11 protein-coding genes and 3 pseudogenes are annotated in these 20,084 nt (G+C 35.1%); 3 read left to right on the forward strand and 11 right to left on the reverse strand.

Annotation, left to right across the window (positions count from 1 at the left end):
* Positions 1-21: 21 nt before the first annotated feature.
* Positions 22-990: pseudogene (locus ACFEL1_RS02835) on the reverse strand (aminoglycoside phosphotransferase family protein).
* Positions 929-3,661 (reverse strand): preprotein translocase subunit SecA, encoded by a 2,733-nt coding sequence (gene secA, locus ACFEL1_RS02840; protein WP_375331391.1) that lies wholly within the window; start codon positions 3,659-3,661, stop codon positions 929-931. The pseudogene ACFEL1_RS02835 and the gene secA overlap by 62 nt, the downstream one beginning before the upstream one ends.
* A gap of 146 nt (positions 3,662-3,807) precedes the next feature.
* Here secA and ACFEL1_RS02845 point away from each other — a divergent pair, with 146 nt between their 5' ends.
* Positions 3,808-4,653, forward strand: coding sequence for a peptidylprolyl isomerase (locus tag ACFEL1_RS02845; protein WP_341761402.1), 846 nt, complete (start codon positions 3,808-3,810; stop codon positions 4,651-4,653).
* Positions 4,654-4,880: 227 nt separating this feature from the next.
* On the opposite strand, the gene ACFEL1_RS02850 is transcribed toward ACFEL1_RS02845, so the two are convergent.
* Both ACFEL1_RS02850 and ACFEL1_RS02855 read right to left on the reverse strand, forming a co-directional pair.
* Positions 4,881-5,351 carry a hypothetical protein gene (locus tag ACFEL1_RS02850; RefSeq protein WP_341761403.1) on the reverse strand — a complete coding sequence of 157 codons (471 nt, stop codon included), beginning with the start codon at positions 5,349-5,351 and terminating at the stop codon, positions 4,881-4,883.
* A 125-nt stretch (positions 5,352-5,476) separates the two neighbouring features.
* Entirely contained in the window at positions 5,477-6,052 is a 576-nt protein-coding gene (locus ACFEL1_RS02855; RefSeq protein WP_375331392.1) for a disulfide bond formation protein B, read from the reverse strand.
* 367 nt (positions 6,053-6,419) lie between these two features.
* Here ACFEL1_RS02855 and ACFEL1_RS02860 point away from each other — a divergent pair, with 367 nt between their 5' ends.
* Positions 6,420-8,567 (forward strand): Sca4 family protein, encoded by a 2,148-nt coding sequence (locus tag ACFEL1_RS02860; RefSeq protein ID WP_375331393.1) that lies wholly within the window; start codon positions 6,420-6,422, stop codon positions 8,565-8,567.
* Positions 8,568-8,992: 425 nt separating this feature from the next.
* Positions 8,993-9,337 (forward strand): hypothetical protein, encoded by a 345-nt coding sequence (locus ACFEL1_RS02865; RefSeq protein WP_375331394.1) that lies wholly within the window; start codon positions 8,993-8,995, stop codon positions 9,335-9,337.
* Positions 9,338-9,488: 151 nt separating this feature from the next.
* Here the strand turns inward: ACFEL1_RS02865 and gltX are convergent, their stop codons facing one another.
* The 7 genes and pseudogenes from gltX to ACFEL1_RS02900 form a co-directional block, all read right to left on the reverse strand.
* A complete protein-coding gene (gene gltX / locus ACFEL1_RS02870; RefSeq protein WP_375331395.1) occupies positions 9,489-10,841 on the reverse strand; it encodes a glutamate--tRNA ligase in 1,353 nt (450 codons plus the stop codon).
* 20 nt (positions 10,842-10,861) lie between these two features.
* Positions 10,862-13,273, reverse strand: coding sequence for a type I DNA topoisomerase (gene topA / locus ACFEL1_RS02875; protein ID WP_375331396.1), 2,412 nt, complete (start codon positions 13,271-13,273; stop codon positions 10,862-10,864).
* A gap of 2 nt (positions 13,274-13,275) precedes the next feature.
* Positions 13,276-14,475, reverse strand: coding sequence for a DNA-processing protein DprA (dprA, locus tag ACFEL1_RS02880; protein WP_375331397.1), 1,200 nt, complete (start codon positions 14,473-14,475; stop codon positions 13,276-13,278).
* Between the two features lie 285 nt (positions 14,476-14,760).
* On the reverse strand, positions 14,761-15,363 hold the full coding sequence (locus ACFEL1_RS02885; RefSeq protein WP_375331398.1) for a peroxiredoxin: 603 nt from the start codon (positions 15,361-15,363) through the stop codon (positions 14,761-14,763).
* 578 nt (positions 15,364-15,941) lie between these two features.
* Positions 15,942-18,218, reverse strand: coding sequence for an ATP-binding cassette domain-containing protein (locus ACFEL1_RS02890; RefSeq protein ID WP_375331399.1), 2,277 nt, complete (start codon positions 18,216-18,218; stop codon positions 15,942-15,944).
* A gap of 440 nt (positions 18,219-18,658) precedes the next feature.
* Positions 18,659-18,817 (reverse strand): annotated as a pseudogene (locus ACFEL1_RS02895) (IS6 family transposase); the annotation flags it as partial.
* Positions 18,818-19,036: 219 nt separating this feature from the next.
* A pseudogene (locus ACFEL1_RS02900) lies at positions 19,037-19,327 on the reverse strand (transposase); the annotation flags it as partial.
* Positions 19,328-20,084: the final 757 nt, after the last annotated feature.

Consider the following 20,084-nt stretch of genomic DNA (forward strand, 5'->3'; position numbering starts at 1 on the left):
TTTTGCTATTCATAACATTGTTTAGTTATGATTGTAATCTGTAAGTACTTCATCAATAACACGCCATGATTGTGTGACTTCTGCAGTATTTGTACCCGGGAGACCTGCTGCGATAATTAAGGTCTTCCATAATGTCCATGCACGACCACGAGTCCAAGTGCCGGCGTCTAAAGGAAGCATTGTTCGAAAGATTTCCCGACTTTTTCCTTGAAACAACGTCCAAGTAATCACCAAATCACAAGCTGGGTCGCCGATCCCTAGCCCTCCAAAATCAATGACAGCACTTAACTTTCCTTCTTGCACTAGCAGGTTGCCGGTGCTGAGGTCACCATGAATCCATATTGGTGAAGCTTGCCAAGTAGTAGTAAGAGCTTCTTCCCAAATTTTAGTAGCAGTGTTAACATCGATCTTGTTACTTAATGCAGAAATTGCTTGTCGTGTCTCAGTGTCGTAGATCGTTAGAGATCCACCACGATAGAAGTTATGTAAGCCTGGTAGAGGTCCGTCCGTGGGATCAATGCTTTGCAGAGCGATGAGAAATTGTGCAAGACTAGTTGCGAAGTCACCTAGGTCGGCTATGTGTGCAGATGTAGCAGTTTCGCCCTCAATCCAGCGGTAAATGGACCATCACCATGGATAGCCCTCACCAGCTTCTCCCATTGCTACAGGCAGTGGAATTGAAAGTGGCAGCAAAGATGCCAATCTAGGCAACCACTTTTGCTCTTTTTCTACCTGTATTGTATAGCTCTCGCTACTAGGCATGCGTACAAGCATGTGCTTACCCAAGCGAAATGTTCTGTTGTCCCAACCACTAAGTTCGACCGGCTGAACAGGCAAATCTCTAAATTGTGGAAACTGGGTGGCTACTAAGCAACTCACAAGTTGGCTGTCTATCATTAGTTGTTTGCCTATCATTAAATTGCCCTGCTTATTCATTACTTCCGTGACAATATTTATATTTCTTGCTAGAACCACAGGGACATAACTCATTTCTAGCCACTTTTCCCCAACTTGATGGGTCTGATTGTACTCTATCCTGTGGATTGACTTGAGTTTTGATGGTTTTAAGTTGAGTTTCAATACTAACACCAGCATTATATTTATGAAAAGCTGGGTCCTCCCTAGTTTCTCGCATTGTCTTTTGAAGTTTTTTATTTTCCAAAGACATTGACTCTTTTTTAATATGGCTAGTATCCATATGGAGATGACAAACTCTTTGGATAAATAATTCCTTTAAATTATCGAGCATTTGTTCAAATAAATTAAAAGCTTCTCTTTTATACTCGTTAAGAGGATCTTTTTGGGCATAAGCCCTTAGTGATATACCTTGTCGTAAATGATCTAAATTATGTAGGTGATCTTTCCATACTTGATCTAAAGTTGTTAGTAAAATATACTTAATTGCGTCATTCATCAAGTTAACGCTATATGCTTCATATTTTGCTTGGTACAAGTCATTTACCATTTGTACAACGTTAGATACCACCTGTACTTCGGTAACATCAGCTTTTGTTATAGATTCATGCTGTAGTTTTATAGCAAAAATACGCTGCAACTCTCCTATTAGAGCATTTATATCCCAGTCTTCTCTATAAGAACTAGGCGGAATAAAAGTTAATACCACTTTTTCCACTAGTTCTTTTGTCATGTTGGTTAAAAAATCATGTGCATCTTTTGACTTAATGATGTCACTGCGCTGTTCATAAACTATCTTACGTTGATCATTCATAACATCATCAAAACGTAATAAATTTTTACGTATTTCGTAATTATGTCCTTCAACTTTCTGTTGAGCTTTTTCAAGTGAACGACTAATCATAGGGTGATGGATTGCTTCACCATCTTTTAAACCTAACGTTCTTAAAACTCCGGAAATACGGTCTGAGGCAAAAATACGCATCAGATCATCTTCTAAAGACAAGAAAAATTTTGTATTGCCTGGATCGCCTTGTCTACCAGCTCTTCCTCGTAACTGGTTATCTATCCTGCGACTCTCATGCCTTTCAGTACCTATAACAAATAATCCTCCAGCCTCTATTACACGCTGCTTCTCTTCAGCTATCTGCTCTTTTATTTTTACTATTTCTAATTCATATTGCTCTTTTGGTAGGTTCTTTAGAGATAGTTGTTCTATTAGCATTTCTGGGTTACCGCCAAGCATAATATCTGTACCACGACCTGCCATATTTGTGGCAATAGTCACAGCCTTAAATCGTCCAGCTTGAGCTATAATAAATGCTTCCTGCTGATGAAATTTTGCATTTAAAACATTATGATTTATTTTATTTTTGGTAAGTAAGTTAGAAATTTCTTCAGATTTCTCTATACTAACCGTTCCAACCAAGACAGGTTGAACACGATCATAACATTCTTTTATTAATTTTAGGATAGCTTCATATTTATCTTGTTTACTGCCATAAATCTCGTCATCATAATCAACTCTAGTAATTGGATTATGGGTAGGAACAGCAAGAACATCAAGATTGTATATGTCTTTTAGCTCTGCAGCTTCGGTCATTGCTGTACCAGTCATACCTGATAATTTGGGATAATTCCTAAAATAGTTTTGGAAAGTAATAGAAGCTAAAGTTTGATTCTCATTTTGAATTTGTACATGCTCTTTTGCCTCTAGTGACTGGTGTAACCCTTCGGAATACCGTCTACCTTCCATAACGCGTCCAGTAAATTCATCAATAATCATAACTTTTCCATCGCGTACTAAATAATCAACATCACGATTGAAGAGGATATGAGCTCTTAATGATTGATTGATATAATGAACCAAACTTAAATTTTCAAAATCATAAAGGCTTGAATCTTTTTCAATAAGACTATTAGCTACAAGCATTGATTCTACATGAGTTATACCATTCTCAGTAAGATTAACTGTCCGTAATTTCTCATCTTTTTCGTAATCTTCATCTTTAAACTGACGAACTAATTTATCAATTGTGCTGTATAAATCCGAGCGATCGTCTACTGGACCTGATATAATTAGCGGAGTTCTTGCTTCATCAATTAAAATTGAGTCAACTTCATCAATAATAGCGAATTTAAAAGGACGAAGTACCTTAGAATCTTCACTATATTTCATGTTATCTCTGAGGAAATCAAATCCAAGCTCGTTATTAGTTGCATAAGTAATATCTGCTCTATAAGCGTTACGTCTATCATCATCACTGATACCAGCAGTGATACAACCAACAGATAACCCTAGAAAATTATGAATTCTTCCCATCCACTCAGAATCACGTTTTACTAAATAATCATTTACCGTAACAACATGTACCCCTTCACCAGTAAGAGCATTCAAATATGCGGGTAATGTGGCAACTAAAGTTTTTCCTTCTCCTGTACGCATTTCAGTAATCATACCACGGTGCAATATCAATCCACCAATTAACTGAACATCAAAATGCCTCATCCCATAGAGTCTTTTTGAAGCTTCCCGTACAACAGCAAAAGCTTCATAAGTTAAGTCATCTAATGACTCACCATCTTTTAATCTTTGCCTAAATTGCTCTGTTTTATTTCTCAAATCATCATCAGAAAGTTTTTGTATTGAAGGCTCGAGCAAATTAATTTTTTCAATTTCTAAAGATAGTTTTTTTATACTTCTATCATTTGCTGTGCCGAATAATTTTTTAAGTAAAGAAAGCATTTATATCCTAGATTTAAATAGTAAATATCCTGTAAAATATGATATTTTATGATATTTATCAAACAAATTGTAAATAGCTGTTGACGTAGAAGGGTTATCCTTATAAAATCCAGCTATCATAAACAATATATAATAATGGATAACAAATGAAAAGAACAACTATAATTTTTTTAGCTGCGAGTTTACTTGCGAGTAGTGCTTTTGCTGATGAAGATAAAATTGTTGCTACCTACAAAGGTGGTGAAGTAAAAGAATCACAGGTTATGCAACAATTCCAACCTTCTTTAGATACCCAACCAAGTGCTAAAGGAAAAAAGTTTACTGATTTCGATGCGAATATACAGGAAATGTTAGTAAAGGGCTATATCGATGCAAAATTGCTTGAGCAAGAAGCCAAGAATTCTAATATTGAATCTTCAAAAGAATTCCAATCTAAGTTGAATGTCGTAAAAAACCAATTGGTTCAGCAAGAATTGATGGAGCGTTATGTAAAATCTCATGTTGATGAGAAAATGATTAATGCTGAATATGATAAATTAGTTGCTAGCCTAAAAGGAAAAGAGGAAGTAAAAGTAAGTCATATTTTGGTTGCAACTGAAAAAGAAGCAATAAATGTACAAAATAGACTTAAAAAAGGGGAAAAATTTGCTAAGCTTGCTAAGGATTTCTCAAAAGATGAAGGGTCTAAAGCAAATGGTGGAGAAATAGGCTATATTACTTCTGGACAGCTAGTACCTGAATTTGAAGATAAAGCATTATCAATGAAAGTAAATGAAATCTCTTCTCCAGTTAAAACCCAATTTGGTTGGCATATAATTACTGTACTTGATAAAAGACCTGCACAAATACCTTCTAAGGAGGAAGCTACTGCTAGTATAACCAATCAACTTAGTAGAGATGCTATATTAAAGTATGTTGCTGATCTTGAAAGTAAAGCTGATATCAAAATAATGTTACCAAAGTCACAAATAACAAATGAGACTAAAAAATAATCTAACACTTTAATTTGATGTAAGATATTGGTTTAGTAGCCTATTGTGTCATCCCTGCTAGGGTTAATGTCATTCCCGCGAAGGCGGGAATCTAGATCCCGCACTGAAGCAGGGGTGACAGCACTTCTATTATTATAGCTAGAATCTCCTTGGGTTAACTATAAAGATAGCTCCGGACACTAATGAACCCACGCAGGAATCAATCCGCCTTGGTAATATTTTACTCCTCAACGTGTCTTTGACGGTCCCTCGAATGCTTTGCTAATCGCTTTACCTAGAGCTTCTACTGATTTGCTAAAGTTATCATATGCTTTTCCACGTTCTTTTGCAGATTTACCAATAGATCCTATTAAAGCAATAGTAGATTTTAAAAAATCACCGAATTGAGTGATCACTTTTGGGGTTTTCATGTCTTTCATAAAATTATCTTTGAGATTATGTAAGTCATCAACTATTTCAGCAAGATTTTGTGGACTTGGCTTAACCCCTATTTTTCCTTCTATCTTCCGCAAAGTTTTTGCACTTTCTGGGCTTACTTGAGCAACTTTAGAGTTAATTTTTTTAAATCCATCTCGGAGTTTGTCCATTATCTCATCATCAGTTGGTACAGCATCAACAAATTGTTCTACCTTTTGCTCTACCTTATCTGCTAATTTTGCTGCCCCTTTTTTTACTTTTTCTACAAAGCTTTTTGACATTGTATCCTCCATTTATTGGTTATTATTAAAAATTTTCATGATGTTCTATTATAATAATATAATTAAACTTCTTGAATAGTTATCTTTTTTAAACATAGATCTAATAAATTAAAATTACTTAACTACTAACCAAATAATTGCTGTAAATTTTTCCATTCTAAGTAAGTTGTAGGATCGCTAGGACATATGCCAAAACCACATTCAAAATAAGTTGCAAACACATTAACAAGAGTGATAATTATCAAACTAATCTCAATTAATGTAGGTACAAAACTAAGATAAAATTGTAGTATACTAAATTTACTTAGAATAAGGCTAATTATAGGAATTATAGACATTAATAGGATTAAAGAAAAAGAAATTATTGCTGACCATGTATAAAAATGTAACCCAAGGAAAGTATTATTATATCCTAAATCATGGGATAAAATATGCAGCAAAACCTGCCTAAGCCCTACCATCAGCGTGTAAATACTAGAGATGAATATAATCATATAATATTTCCAAGAAGGATTATATATTATGCTAAGTAGTGCTCCAAGTCCGATAGCAATAAAACCGAATCTTTGTAATAAACATAAAGGGCAGGGTAGTTCATAATAAAAAAATTGGAAAATAAAGGCTACGATATTTGTTACTATACATAAAATAGCAATAGCAATATATATAATTATTGTAGGTCGGCTTGAAACTGGGTTCATAACAAATTAAAAAGAGATATTTAAGTGGTCAGTAGCATGTAAGTAAAAATAGATATTAGCTATTAAAAGATTAATATAAAATAATGGTATGATAAAATTATAGCTCTTTTGGGTATTTCTATGCCTATTAATTGTAAAAACATAAAACATTAAAATAAATATCAATATCATAATTACCATTACTACTGCCTGTTAAAGCCTAGTTTGCCTCTAGGCAAAGAAAATGTCAAGATATAATTACGTATATACTTAGTGCTAATATTATTTATGATATAATTAAAGTGATGGACTCTACTTTTTTAGTTGCTTTAAATAAGAATATTATCTAGCATCAATATAATTAGAATTTAAGAATAAGGTGATAAAAATGAGTGAAGATGAGAAACCTGAAAATGAAGATTTGTTTAAGTATTATAACGATCTAATGGAAGAAATAGATAAAGCTGGAGAAAAAGTAGGTATTCAGGCAAAAACTGATTCAGTTAAACATGAGGTCGTTGATCCTCTATTTAACCATCTACTTGAAATTCCAAATAAAGTTTTGAAAGATGGTTACACCAATCCAGACGATATAGTAAATAATGTATTAGACGGTTTGGCTAAAGCAATCAAGACTACTGCTGATGAATTTAAAAAGATAAAAAACAAGACTAAAGATTTAACTGAACAAGATAAGTTAACAGTTAATAAATTTGTAGTGTTTGATATACTAGCTGACAAACTGAAACAATCCATGCAGAGTAAAAAAACTTTTGGTGCTTTAGAAAAATATGAAGATAAGTTGCAGGCAATCATTGCTTCTACTAAAATAGAAGAACCTGCTAAAGAAGAACTTGCTCAGGACGTCTTTGTGTTGCAAGAACCGGCTGAAGAAAATCTTAGAGAATTAGAAGACCCTTCTTTTGACGCTATCCGCACCCCTTTTTTTTCTGCTGCCGATCGAGATGTTGACCCTATAACCCAAGCAATTAGAAATCAAATCTTAACCAAGCAGAGGGAGCTAATAGTTGAAGCTCTAGTAAAGAATAATATAGCAAAACTAGAAGAAATTGGAGATATAACTAAATTTCGTGCGTACTGTGAGAATGAAGAAAACAAAGAGAAAATCAGTGAAGTTCTGAGAGGAGTTGAGTTAAAAAGAGCTTTGGAACAAGTCGAAATTGCCGGCTACAAGAATGTTCATACTCAGTTTGCAGATAGATTTAGTACTATGGAATGGAAGGATGGAGTTGGAGCAAGTGGTAATGGTATTACTACTAGAACGCAGATAGTACGAGATGTAAATGATCGCGAGATTGCTACATTAACAGAAGCAACACATCAAATAAATCCTCCTCAAACAGTACAAAAAAGTGATGGTACTACAGTAGAAATTACAAATTATAGGACTATAGATTTTCCGATAGAACTTGAGGATGGCGGTCCAATGCATTTATCGTTAGCGGTAAAGGATCAGCATGGCAGAAATATTGCTGCAAGTAAGGCTGTATATTTTACTGCTCACTATGATGATGATGGTAAGCTAATCGAGGTCAGCTCACCACGTCCAGTTAAGTTTAATGGAACTAGTCCTGATGCAGTTGGGTATATAGAACATGCTGGACAGGTCTATACCTTACCAGTAACGCAAGAAAAATATAAAGCAATGATGCAAGAAGTAGCCAAAAACAAGGGACATGGCGTGGATATTTCACAATCTATCGATACACTATCTGTGGACCGTATTATAACTTCCCCTCAGAAGACTGAGGAGTTGGGTAGAACAAAAGAGGCTGTGGTTTCTCTTGCTGACACGACCCAAAAGGAAGAAGTAAATGCAAGGGGTAATATTCTAGATAAGCCTCTTGATGCCCTAGATCCCACACCTGTTCTAAAACCAGAAAAAGTAAATCCAAGGGGTAATATTATAGATGAACCTAAGCCCACTCTTCAGAATGCCCCCGTTCTAACACCAAAAGTAGTTGATAATGTTCGTACAGCTAGCAGATTAGTTGGGTCAAAGTCTGTTAAGGAAAGTGCAAAAGAGCTAGCACAATCCCTTAGGAAGAACCTAGCAACACAGGTAATTCCATCTCGAAAAACCAATGTTGAGATTACTGCACAAGCAGAAGAGATATATAAAAATTTGCAAAAAAATGCACTTGAAAAGCAGAAACAATATATCAATGAAGAATTAAAAAAATTATCAACTCCTCAAGAACAGATAAAACTATTAATGGAATTAGCAAAGGTTGAAGCGGATGGAAGGGGAGAAAGAGTTAAAGAAATTGGTTCTGGAGGAGAGAAAGAAGCAAATGTAGGTGCGGTTAGATTGAGAACAGAAGAGAGAATAACAAGTATAAATGGATCTCCTAAAACAGGATACAAACGGCAAGGAGAACATGTTAATGTTAAAGATGATGTAAATTTACAAACATTCCTAAAGAATAGAATTGTTGAAATTAATCAAGAAGAATCCAAAAAGCTAGCTCCTGCTTTTAAAACTCGGAAGGTAGGAAGTCATGGTTTATCCTAATTTACTTTAACTTAAGTTTTATGTAAGCAGCAAACAAAATGCTACGCATTATGTAAAAACACAAACTATTAGAACAGTTTGTTAGAAGACATCGGTTTAATAGCCTATTGTGTCCCGATAGCGAACATTCTTTCTGTAGATTTAACGTAAGTAAGCGGGTTAACATGCAATTTACAGAAAAAATGTTACGCTATCAAACTATATAATTATTAACATTAACAAGGAGATAAATATGCAGCGATTTTCTTTTTTTATACCTTTTATATTGTGTACCACTTTATCTGCATTTGCTAGCAATCCAGCAATGGAAAAAATAAAAAACGATCCAGTGGCATGTTAACAAATTAGATAATTCTTCTAGTCAAATAAAAAGTCAAAAATCTTCATTAGTTAAATCAGATATACAAGATGACCAATGCCATAGTATGGGCGATGCTGGTTGGTATTTTGCTCCTGGTGATACATGCAGTTTTAAGTGGAAGAATCGCATAAGTTATACAGGTCAAGTGTGGAGATGCACAAGCTTTGGAGATAATCACACCAATATAATTCTTGCTAACTTTGACATAACTTATGAGATTGGTACTAAACCCCCACAAATTACAGGAACAGGATGTAATGTAACTGAAGTATCTTCAGGTCATATTCAAGTTAGGAATTGTCAAGATATGACTTTCATAGCATGTGGCTCTAGTATGAACGCAACTATAACTAATAATACTAATGGAGTTATTATTGGAGTTTGTAAAGCTGATATCTGTCCGAACTAGTAGGTGTGAAGGTTTCTATCTAATGGTCTTATCGATCGTTATTTTCGTTCTAGAATCCGTAACACGCGAATTTTGGATAAGAATTAACTAATTCTTATCCAAAATTGGGGTTAATAGCCTTTCAGGCTATTTTTTTAGATCAACACAAAAATCAACTTAATCTTTTTATAATTTCCTCTCTGCGAAGTAAGGGTAATATTACTGACATTTCCGGTCCGGATGCCATTCCCGTTATGCTAAGCCTTAGAGGTAAGAATACATCCTTGCCCTTTTTACCAGTAACGACCATAATTTTTTTAGTCCATATGCTCCAGCTGTCGAGGGTGATTGGGTCGTCTGGTAATAATATAGCTGCCTGTTTTAAAAAATCTTTATCTAAGCCTTCAACTTTAGATGGGGAGTAACAAATATTCCACCAATCTTTTATTTCATATAATTTTTGCAAATTAGCTCTCACTGCCAACCAAAACTGTTCAGTTACTTGCTCAGCCTTAATCTCTCTTAAACGATCTTTTACTTCATCAAAACTAAGGCTAATTAGTAATTTATGATTCAGACGTTCTAATTCCTCCGGCAAATAAGTTGTTGGACTTTTAGAAAAATTATTAATGTCAAATTCTTTTATTAGCTGATCTAAATTCTTAAACGATGCAATACTTGATGACGAACCAATTAAACTAAAAAAACTATTAATTGCCATTGGTTCTAATCCGATTTCATCCCTTAGAGCAGTGATCTCAAACCCTCCGATTCTTTTAGATATTTTTTCATCTCGGCTAATAACTAGACCAAGATGAGCAAAATTCGGTATACTCTTTTGATGTGAGTATAGCTCTCCCTGTAGGGCTTCAAACATTTGTAGCTGAATCGCCGTATTAGTTACATGATCTTCGCCCCTAATAATATGGGTAATCGAATAATCAATATCATCAATAACTGAACAAAGCATATAAGTCATACTATTATCTTCTCTGATAACTATCGGATCACCAAGATTTTTCCCATCATATTTAACTTCACCCTTAATCATATCTTGCCATATAATTGGAGTATGCGATACCAAGAATCGATAATGCGGCTTTCTTCCTTGACTAATATAATCATTTATTTGTTGTTGAGTCAAGTTCAAAGCTGCCCGGTCATAGATAGGGGGGAGTCCTATTGATAATTGTAATTTACGTTTCAGTTCCAGCTCTTCTTGAGTCTCAAAACAAGGATATAATCTATTTTTTTGCAATAATAATGTCTTTACAGCTTCATATTTAGCAAGTCTATTAGATTGGCAAAAAGTTTGATCCCAGTTAAGCCCTAGAAATTTCAAATCCTGTTCAATAGCATTTTTATATTGCTGTTTACTACGCTCAAAATCAGTATCATCAAACCTTAAAATGAATAGGCCATTATGCTTTCTAGTATATAACCAATTTATCAGAGCTGTTCTACTATTACCTATATGTAGCATACCTGTTGGTGATGGTGCGAATCTTGTGATAACCCTTCCCATAATTTTATCTTAACCGCTTATTATACTTTTTTCTTTTTTGTTGTTTTTTTTGCTGTAGCTTTCTTTTTAGAAGTTTTTTTTGCAACTATCACCTGTTTGCCATTATCTTTCTCTTGTTTATTCTTTAACTTATTGTTACTAGTTTCAATTATTTCTACAGCTATCTCTGTTGTTATGGTAAAAGGATCGTATCTTTTTGGTATTGAAATAAACCTATCAAGATATTTAAGATACGGACCATATCTACCTATACCAAGTATAATCTCTTGTTGAGATTCAGGATGCAAACATAATTTAACCGGTAACTCAAGCAACCTCATAGCTAAAGCAAGAGTAACATCATTTTGGGCAATAGAAGGTGGCAATGATGCACGCTTTGGTTTTTCACCCTTGGCAACTTGCTCACTAGTCTGTACATATAAACCATAAGGACCTTTCTTTAGAAAAACATCAAAACCATCCTTATTTACTCCTAATAGTTTGTTCTCTTCCATAGTAGCAACATCATCACTATTTTTAGAGGTAATTTGTTTTTTGAAAGTACATTCTGGGTAATTACTACAAGCTAAGAATGCTCCAAACTTACCAAGCTTCAGACCTAATTGACCTGTAGAGCAGGATGGGCAAATTCTTGAATTGTTACTTTCTGACTTTTCTCCAAATAAGTGATAATCTAAGGCTTCTTCAACATAAGTAATTATATCAGATATTTTTTTTCCACTAACTACTTCTACATTATTATTAAACCCATCCCAGAATTTTTTTAGTAAAGACTTCCATTCTATTTTACCTTCTGCCACCTCATCTAAATCATTTTCAAGATCAGCTGTAAAATCATATTCCACATATTTCTTAAAAAAACCTGTCAAAAATATTGTAACTAAACGCCCTAATTCCTCTGGGAAGAATCGTTTTTTCTCAACAACTACATATTTTCTATCTTGCAACACTGATATAATCGAAGCATAAGTAGACGGGCGACCAATACCAAGTTCCTCAAGCCTCTTTACTAAACTAGCTTCAGAATATCTTGGTGGCGGATCAGTGAAATGTTGTGCTGGATTTACTGAATCTGTAATTAATTTCTCTCCTTCTTTTAGCGGTGGTAGAAGTCTATTTTCTTCTTCTGTTTCATCATCTAGACCTTCTCGATAGATTTTATAAAAACCATCAAACGCAATAATTGAGCCATTTGCTCTGCATGTAAATTCTTTATCTTCTGTATCAAGCTGAGCTACTACCAAATCAATAATAACATTTTCCATTTGGCAAGCTACCGTTCTCTTCCAAATTAGGTCATAAAGTTTGTAAAAGTCTTTATCTAGTTTATCCTTTAACTTTTCTGGTAGCAGGGTAATATCAGTTGGTCTAATCGCTTCGTGAGCTTCTTGGGCATTTTTAGCTTTAGATTTATAAACTCGCTGGCTAGCTGGCAAATATTTATCCCCAAAATTCTTATCTATCAACTGACGTATTTGTTCAACAGCTTCACTAGCAAGAGTTGTCCCGTCCGTTCTCATATAAGTGATCAAACCTATAGTTTCATTACCTATATCCATACCTTCGTAAAGTTTTTGGGCAATTTGCATAGTCTTTTTAGCAGTAAACCCTAATTTTCTTGCAGCTTCTTGCTGCAGCGAAGAGGTAATAAAAGGCGGTTGCGGTTGACGTTTTTGCTGTTTTTTTTCTATAGAGGCAACATGAAAACTCTTTAGTTTTATTTTCTCGACTAGATCATTGGCAGCTGGTTCATTAGTAATTGAGAATTTCTCTAATTTTTTACCATTAACATGAGTTAATCTCGCTAAAAACGGTTCATTATTACTATTAAGAACATTAAGACTAATATCCCAATATTCTTGCGATTTAAAACGTTCAATTTCATCTTCTCGTTCGCAAATAAGTCTCAGTGCTACAGACTGCACTCTTCCGGCTGATCTACATCCTGGCAATTTACGCCATAATATCGGCGATAAAGTAAATCCTACCAAATAGTCTAAAGCCCTCCTTGCTTGCTGAGCATTAACCAAATCAATATCAATCTTTCTTGGGTTTTCAATTGCATGTAAAATAGCTTTTTTTGTAACTTCATCAAATGCTACTCTTTTAAAGAAATCACTAGATTTAACCAAGTTTTTTTCTTTTATTATTTCTGCAACATGCCAAGCAATTGATTCTCCTTCTCGGTCTCGATCTGTTGCTAGATAAACCATTTCAGCCTTGGCAGCATCTTTAGTTATTGCTTCAACATATTTTTCTGCTTTATCTGATATAATATATTTCATAGCAAAATCTTCATCTGGCAGAACTGAACCATTTTTAGATGGTAAATCTCTAATATGCCCAAACGAAGCAATAACTTTAAAACCATTATCTAGATATTTATTTATCGTTTTCGCCTTTGCTGGCGATTCTACTATTACTAATTTCATATTTATTTATAAATTAAAGATATCTTGTTGCCAGGATATCTAGTTATTTTTCCAGCCAGTTCTAGCTCCAGTATTATCATATATATAACCTGCAAAGGTAGCTGCGTTTGATGCAAACAATCAAAATCTATAGGAGTTGAAGATAAAAGCTCCTTAACTTTCATACGCATATCGTTGGTAATTGGATTAGCATATTTTACATCTAATGCTTTAAACTGGTTATTCTCAGCTGAATCATTCGCCACATCCTTAGATTTGCTGACAACCTTAGAAAAATGTGGTAGATTAGTTACTATATCTTGGGTAGATTCCACCATATATGCTCCTTCCTTGATAAGTTTATTAGTACCCTGACACCTAGGATCTAGTGGAAATCCCGGCACTGCAAATACTTCTCTATTCTGTTCTAAAGCAAACCTTGCTGTTATTAATGATCCAGATTTTAGGCTTGCCTCAATTACTACCGTTCCAAGAGATATACCAGAAATCAATCGATTGCGCTGTGGAAAATGTTGTCCAAGAGGTTTTGAACCTATTGGTAATTCAGCAATTATTAACCCCTCTTGCTGAATTTGTTCGAATAATTTAACATTTTCTAGGGGATAGACATGATCAATTCCTCCAGCTATAACTCCTATTGTTTTAGAGATATTAACTTGATGCACTGCCGTATCAATACCTCTTGCAAGTCCAGAAACCATTATATAATCTGCGTCTGTCAATTCCTTAGCGATTTTAGCTGCAAAAGCACGACCATTTACTGAAGCATTTCTTGCTCCAACAATTGCTAAACATCTTTCATGTGATAATAACCCGATATTGCCCTTATAACTTAGTATAGGCGGGCAATCAAAAATCTCTAACAATAACCTTGAATATTCTAAAGACTTATAGGTAATAATTTTGGCGTTATTCTTTTCCAAAAGCTCAAGTTCTTTACTTGCCTCACTTTGTGAAAATACCTTTACTGGTTTAGAGCGTCCACCTCGCAGTGAGAATTCTTGTATATTTTCAATTGCAGTACTACTACTACCAAATAGCTTTATTAAACTCCAAAAAGTCCTTGGACCAACATTTTCACTCCTAATTAGTCTTAGAATATCAATAGTTTCTTTTGTATAAGATACTCGGTTAGTATCTAAAAATAGCTCCTTAAGCATCAAATCTCTTTCTTTGGCTTTAAGCTTACTTTGACACCCCAATTAGGGATAAGAATTAACTAATTCTTATCCCTAATTCGCGTTTTGACATAAATTATCCCTTGGATGATATTTGCAGTATATAGCAAAATTTTTTCCCACTAAGTAAAAAAATAAAAAAACAATTAATTTCTAACTAGGGAAGTTTAAAAATTACAACTAGCGGTAGAAACCTGCATAAACCTATGCGTGTCATATATGGCAATCTCGATGTCATCTCTAGCTACGGTATATTGGTGTTCGTAGCTAGCAATGACATCTACTGATCCGGCAAACCTACTCTATATACTATAATTTTTCTGCATTGGAAGCTAAGTAATCTGCTACTCCTTTATGTGATGGGGTAATACCTTCATCACCTTTATGCCACCCAGCTGGACATACTTCACCATGCTTTGCATTATAGTCTAGGGCATCTATCAGTCTTATTACTTCATCAATATTTCTACCAATTGGCAAATCATTAACTGACAAATGGCGTACTATGAATTCTTCATCAATAACAAAAGTACCACGCAGTGATATTCCATCATCATGAAGTACATTATAACTATGTGAGGCATTTTTATTAAGATCTGCCACCATAGGAATTTGGATATTGCCAACACCACCTTTATTGTAAGGAGTATTCTTCCAAGCCAAATGAGAAAAATGCGAGTCAACGCTTATTGCTATTAACTTTGTATTTCTTTCAGTAAATTCTCCTAATCTATTATTAAAGGCTATAATTTCTGATGGACAAACAAAAGTAAAATCTAGGGGATAAAAAAACAATACAACTTTATGACTCTTAGCATAATTTTTAAGATTAAATTCAGATTCTATACTATTATCAGGCATAATAGCTTTAGCTGTAAAATCCGGTGCAGCTTTTCCAACGAATACTTGCATTTTAAATTCCTTCAGTTTCAAGTGATTAAAAATATTTCTTATGATAACCTCAAATATCGATGTAACAAATTAATACTAGACTCTGTATCAACCCTAACAGGGATGACACCCACAACTGTCGAAAGTTAAAAAACCGTCATTGCGAAATGCTGTTGTAAGGCTTAAACCGTCATTGCGAGAAGCCGCTGCAAGCGGCGACGTGGCAATCTTGTGAAGGAGGTCTTGACTATCATGAAGATTGCCACAGTGCCTAACGGCACTTCGCAATGACGATTTTTTAACTTTCAACAGTTATGGGATAACACCCTAGGCTATTAAACCGATGTCTTACATCGAACTCAAGTTATGATACACAAAATAATAATGTATTACAATACCAAATCTTAAATGAATTAGCAGAGTAATTTAAAAATTGCAATCAATAGTTGAGTGTATGCCATAATCGGAAATGGTACGAGAACTATAAGTCATGTAATAAATAATCACTCACCTTACGCATAACTCCCATGGCAATTTAAAAGTCATAGGAAAAACAGCCTAGCGTCATTACGAGAAGCCACTTTGTGGCGATGAAGCAATTATAAGTTGGAATCCAAATGAGTTTTCAAGCTCTGTCCTGTTATTGATGATTTACTCTCACACACTTCTTGTACCGTACCTCTAGCAACAACTGTACCACCTGCAGTTCCACCTCTTGGACCAAAATCAATTATAGTATCAGCTCTACACATGACATCAAGATTATGCTCAATGACTGCTACAGTATGCCCTGTAGATACCAGCTCTCTTAAGATATTAAGCAGTAGTCCTACCTCCTCACAATGTAACCCTGTTGTAGGTTCATCCAATAAAAACAAAGTCTTTTGCTTACTAGCTTTCGATAATTCAGAGGCAAGTTTAATTCTTTGTGCTTCACCACCAGATAACGTTGAAGTGGATTGACCTAACTTTAAGTGCTCCAAACCAACTCGCTGCATTAACTTCAGGACTTCGAGAATTTTCTTCTGCTTATCAAAGACAGGGATCGCATCACTTACTGTCAGGTCTAGGATTTCAGCGATATTATATTCCGCAAACTTCACTGCAAGCAGATCATCATTAAACCGCATACCAGCACAAGAGGGGCAATCCATCTCCACTCCAGGCATGAAAGACATATCAACCTGTACTACACCAGCTCCATTACAGTTCTCACAACGCTCATCTGATGCATTGAATGAAAATGCGTTGGCACCAAAGTCGCGTTTCTTTGATTCTGGCAAAGAAGCAAACAAATCCCTTATTGAATCAAAAAGATTTGTGTAGGTTGCTACATTGGAACGAGATGATTTTGAGCCTATAGTAGATTGATTGACTGTCACTACTCGCTTAACATTTTCTAATCCCTCGACAGAAGTATGTTTCCCAGGTAATTCTTTCGCTTTATTAAAATGATTTCTCGTTACCTTATCTAAGATGCCAAATAAAAAGGTTGATTTTCCAGAACCGGATACACCCGTTAGCACAACCAATTGTTGTGTTGGTATAGAAACATCAATATTCTTAAGGTTGTTTTCACTCGCACCACGAATAGTAATTGCTTTCCCATCACCCTGAGTTGGAGGATCAAGTTTGATAGCTGCCTTCCTAGCTAAGTGCTTACCAGTAATAGATTTTTCGCAAGCCATAACTTCAGTAGGCGTGCCAAAACCCACAATTTCTCCACCTTGAGTTCCTCTTCCAAGACCTACATCTATTATATAATCTGCACTTTTAATAACATCGAGATCGTGCTCAATGACCACTACAGTATTGTCATTTTCTTGTATCCTTCGCAGTGTTTTTAATAGCTTAGCTGTATCATGGGGATGTAAGCCAGTTGTTGGTTCATCTAGAATATACAAAACGCCAGTCAGCGAGCTACTACCAAGAGCATCAGCTAATCTAAGTCTCTGTGCCTCTCCTGCAGACAATGAGGGAAGTGTCCTATCTAAAGTAAGATAGTGCAAACCAACTTCGATTAAGTTTGATGCACGCTCTTGCAATCCGTTTGAAAAAGCGGTATATGCTTGCAATTCATCCTTCGGAAGGATCCTTTCCAGCGTCTCTAACCACTTAAGTAGTTCGCTTAGGCTGAGAGCATTAACTTCTGTAATAGTTTTGCCGCCCACGGTTACCTCCCTCCCAAGTTTCCCTAAGCGGGCATTGTTACAGGATGGACACGCACTTCTTACCATAAATTTTGTGACACTATCTGGTGCCTTACTAGGATTTTTCTTATACTGAGTCATTAAATGAGGAACGATGCCTTCAAATTTACCCTCACCAACTTTTTTAGGTGCTTTGAGTCCCTTATGGCTCTTAACAAAATCTGGATATGTGATTCCGTACAGTAAAAAATTATGCAATTCCTCAGAGTAAGACTTTATGGGTAGATCTTGGTCAAAAGGAAAATTATAATATTTGCTAGCAGCTTCAATTACCTTCGTATAATGAGTTGCAACACCTGACTCCCAATACCTAACCCCTCCGTTAATGATAGTTTTTTCTCCATCAAGTAAACTGGATATATCAACGTCGAGAGTTTCACCTATTCCTTTACATGACTCACAGATTCCAGAAACTGCATTAGGGGAAAAATGTGACATTTGCAGTATTTCTAATTGCTCCTTACAATTAGGGCAACCAAAATAACTTTTTTTACTTTTTTTAGTCGATGAATAAGCGGTATTTCTTTCTTCAGTTTCAACAGTTGTCAGTTTATGCTTACCTTGTAATGGTTGCTTAACTTCAGCGTCGCAGCCGCTACACTGCTGATAACCAATAGTAGCAAATAGATTTCTTAGGAGTGTTAAAATGCCTGTTTTTGTCCCCACCAACGAACGGGAATTAAAATCCGTTTTTCGCTGAGAAATGGTTATTGCCGGAGATAAGCCCAAGACGGTATCCACTCTTGGTTTTGGAATGTGATCAGTAACCAAGCCATATCCACCCAAAAGTTGTCTGACGCATTCGCTTGCTAAAACATCAACAGCAATGGAAGACTTACCTGAACCTGACAGACCGGTGAACGCAACTAAGCGTGTTTTTGGTATCTCAAAGCAAACACCTTTTAAATTATGTGCATGTGCACCATGCACAATAATCCGACCGTGCTGCGGTGTGACAGGTAAATGACATTTACTCGAGGAACATACAAAATTGTGCATACATGAACTCCTATCATTTTGTTTAGAAGGTGGCATTTTATCAGGTTCTGTCGCATTTATAAATCATGGTCTAGCAAAAATCGTAAAACCTCGGATTTGGGACATTATTATGCCATGAGTATAACAAAATTTTCAAAAGTAGAAAAATTATTATTAGCTCCAGTAATTTGTCTTTTTTGAATCATACGAATATTTTCTATACCAGTGATAGTAATCGCAGCAGAACGAAAACTTTTAAAACCAAGTTTCTTGATAAAGCGGTGGTCAAAGCATTCTTTCGTAAAGTATTTAAATATAATGGTCGTCCTGATAAAGTAGTACAGTATCTAACATTATGGGTTGACTTTAATCAACTTCTTTCTACTATCAATACTTCATTATTGCCTGTTTTAGCTCTTAATTGGCATTTGAGAAAGAAAGGAATGAAGGCAGTTATCAGACCTCCAAACCATTCATTATCAGTTAAATTAGAGCTTGTCCGCAAACTAAGTAATAGAAGTAAATATCCTACGAAGAAGTAATCGACTCATAGCCAAAAAAATTATATTTTCACTAGAATCAGTAAGAAAATCATATTCCTTGGAGAGCCTTCTATTTCTATTTATCCAAGCAAAGCTTCTCTCAACAACCCATCGCCTTGGCTGTACTTTAAACCCAACTTCTCTTGTTGACAATAGTTCTGATGGTGTACTTTTTGGTATCCAAAATCTGCACGCTGGTCGTTTAACAATTTCTAAATCTATGTTATACTTTTCCTTAATGAGACCCTTTAAATCTACTTAAAGTTTTTTTACTAATGTCCACACTAATATAAGTTGTTGCCATATAGAGCCTCATGATTTATATTAATAATAGGATATGCTACAGCAAGGTTTAAAAACCTTATGACATCCGTTCGTAGTCTTTATCCAAACAGGATGGGTCTTTGCTCAGGTACGAAGTCTTTAAAATTCAAAGCTTCAATTCGAGATACAGTTTACCCATCCTACACCATATATAACTGATCATGTTATATTTATCATGGCTTTTTTATTGTATGAGTTCGATATGAGACATGGATTTAACATTCTCGATGTTTCGGCACAACTGTTGAAAGTTAAAAAATCGTCTAAGCACCGTTAGGCGCTGTGGCAATCTTCATGATAGTCAAGACCTCCTTCACAAGATTGCCACGTCGCCGCTTGCAGCGACTCCTCGCAATGACGGTTTAAGCCTTACAACAACACTTCGCTAATAGACAATTTTTTAACTTCCAACAGTTGTGATACTCACTCCACCGCTCCTGCTATCCAATCCTCCTGAATTGACTATATCTTAGTTTTTGCTTCTGCACTAAAATTTCTACTTTGTTTCTTTGTCATTCGTTTATCCTAAGTATAATTTTTTATTCTATCTTATTACGAAACAAAACTACATGCTTTTTTATCTAAATTTTTTAGCCCATTATATAAGGAGAGAAAGCAAATTCTGACGACAAACTTATCAGGAAGAATCAGTTCGTAGGCACTCTTATTAAACAAAAAGGGCTTTCTT

Origin of the sequence: Candidatus Tisiphia endosymbiont of Oplodontha viridula, from assembly GCF_964264865.1 — a bacterium.
In the GTDB taxonomy this organism is placed as follows: Bacteria; Pseudomonadota; Alphaproteobacteria; order Rickettsiales; family Rickettsiaceae; genus Tisiphia.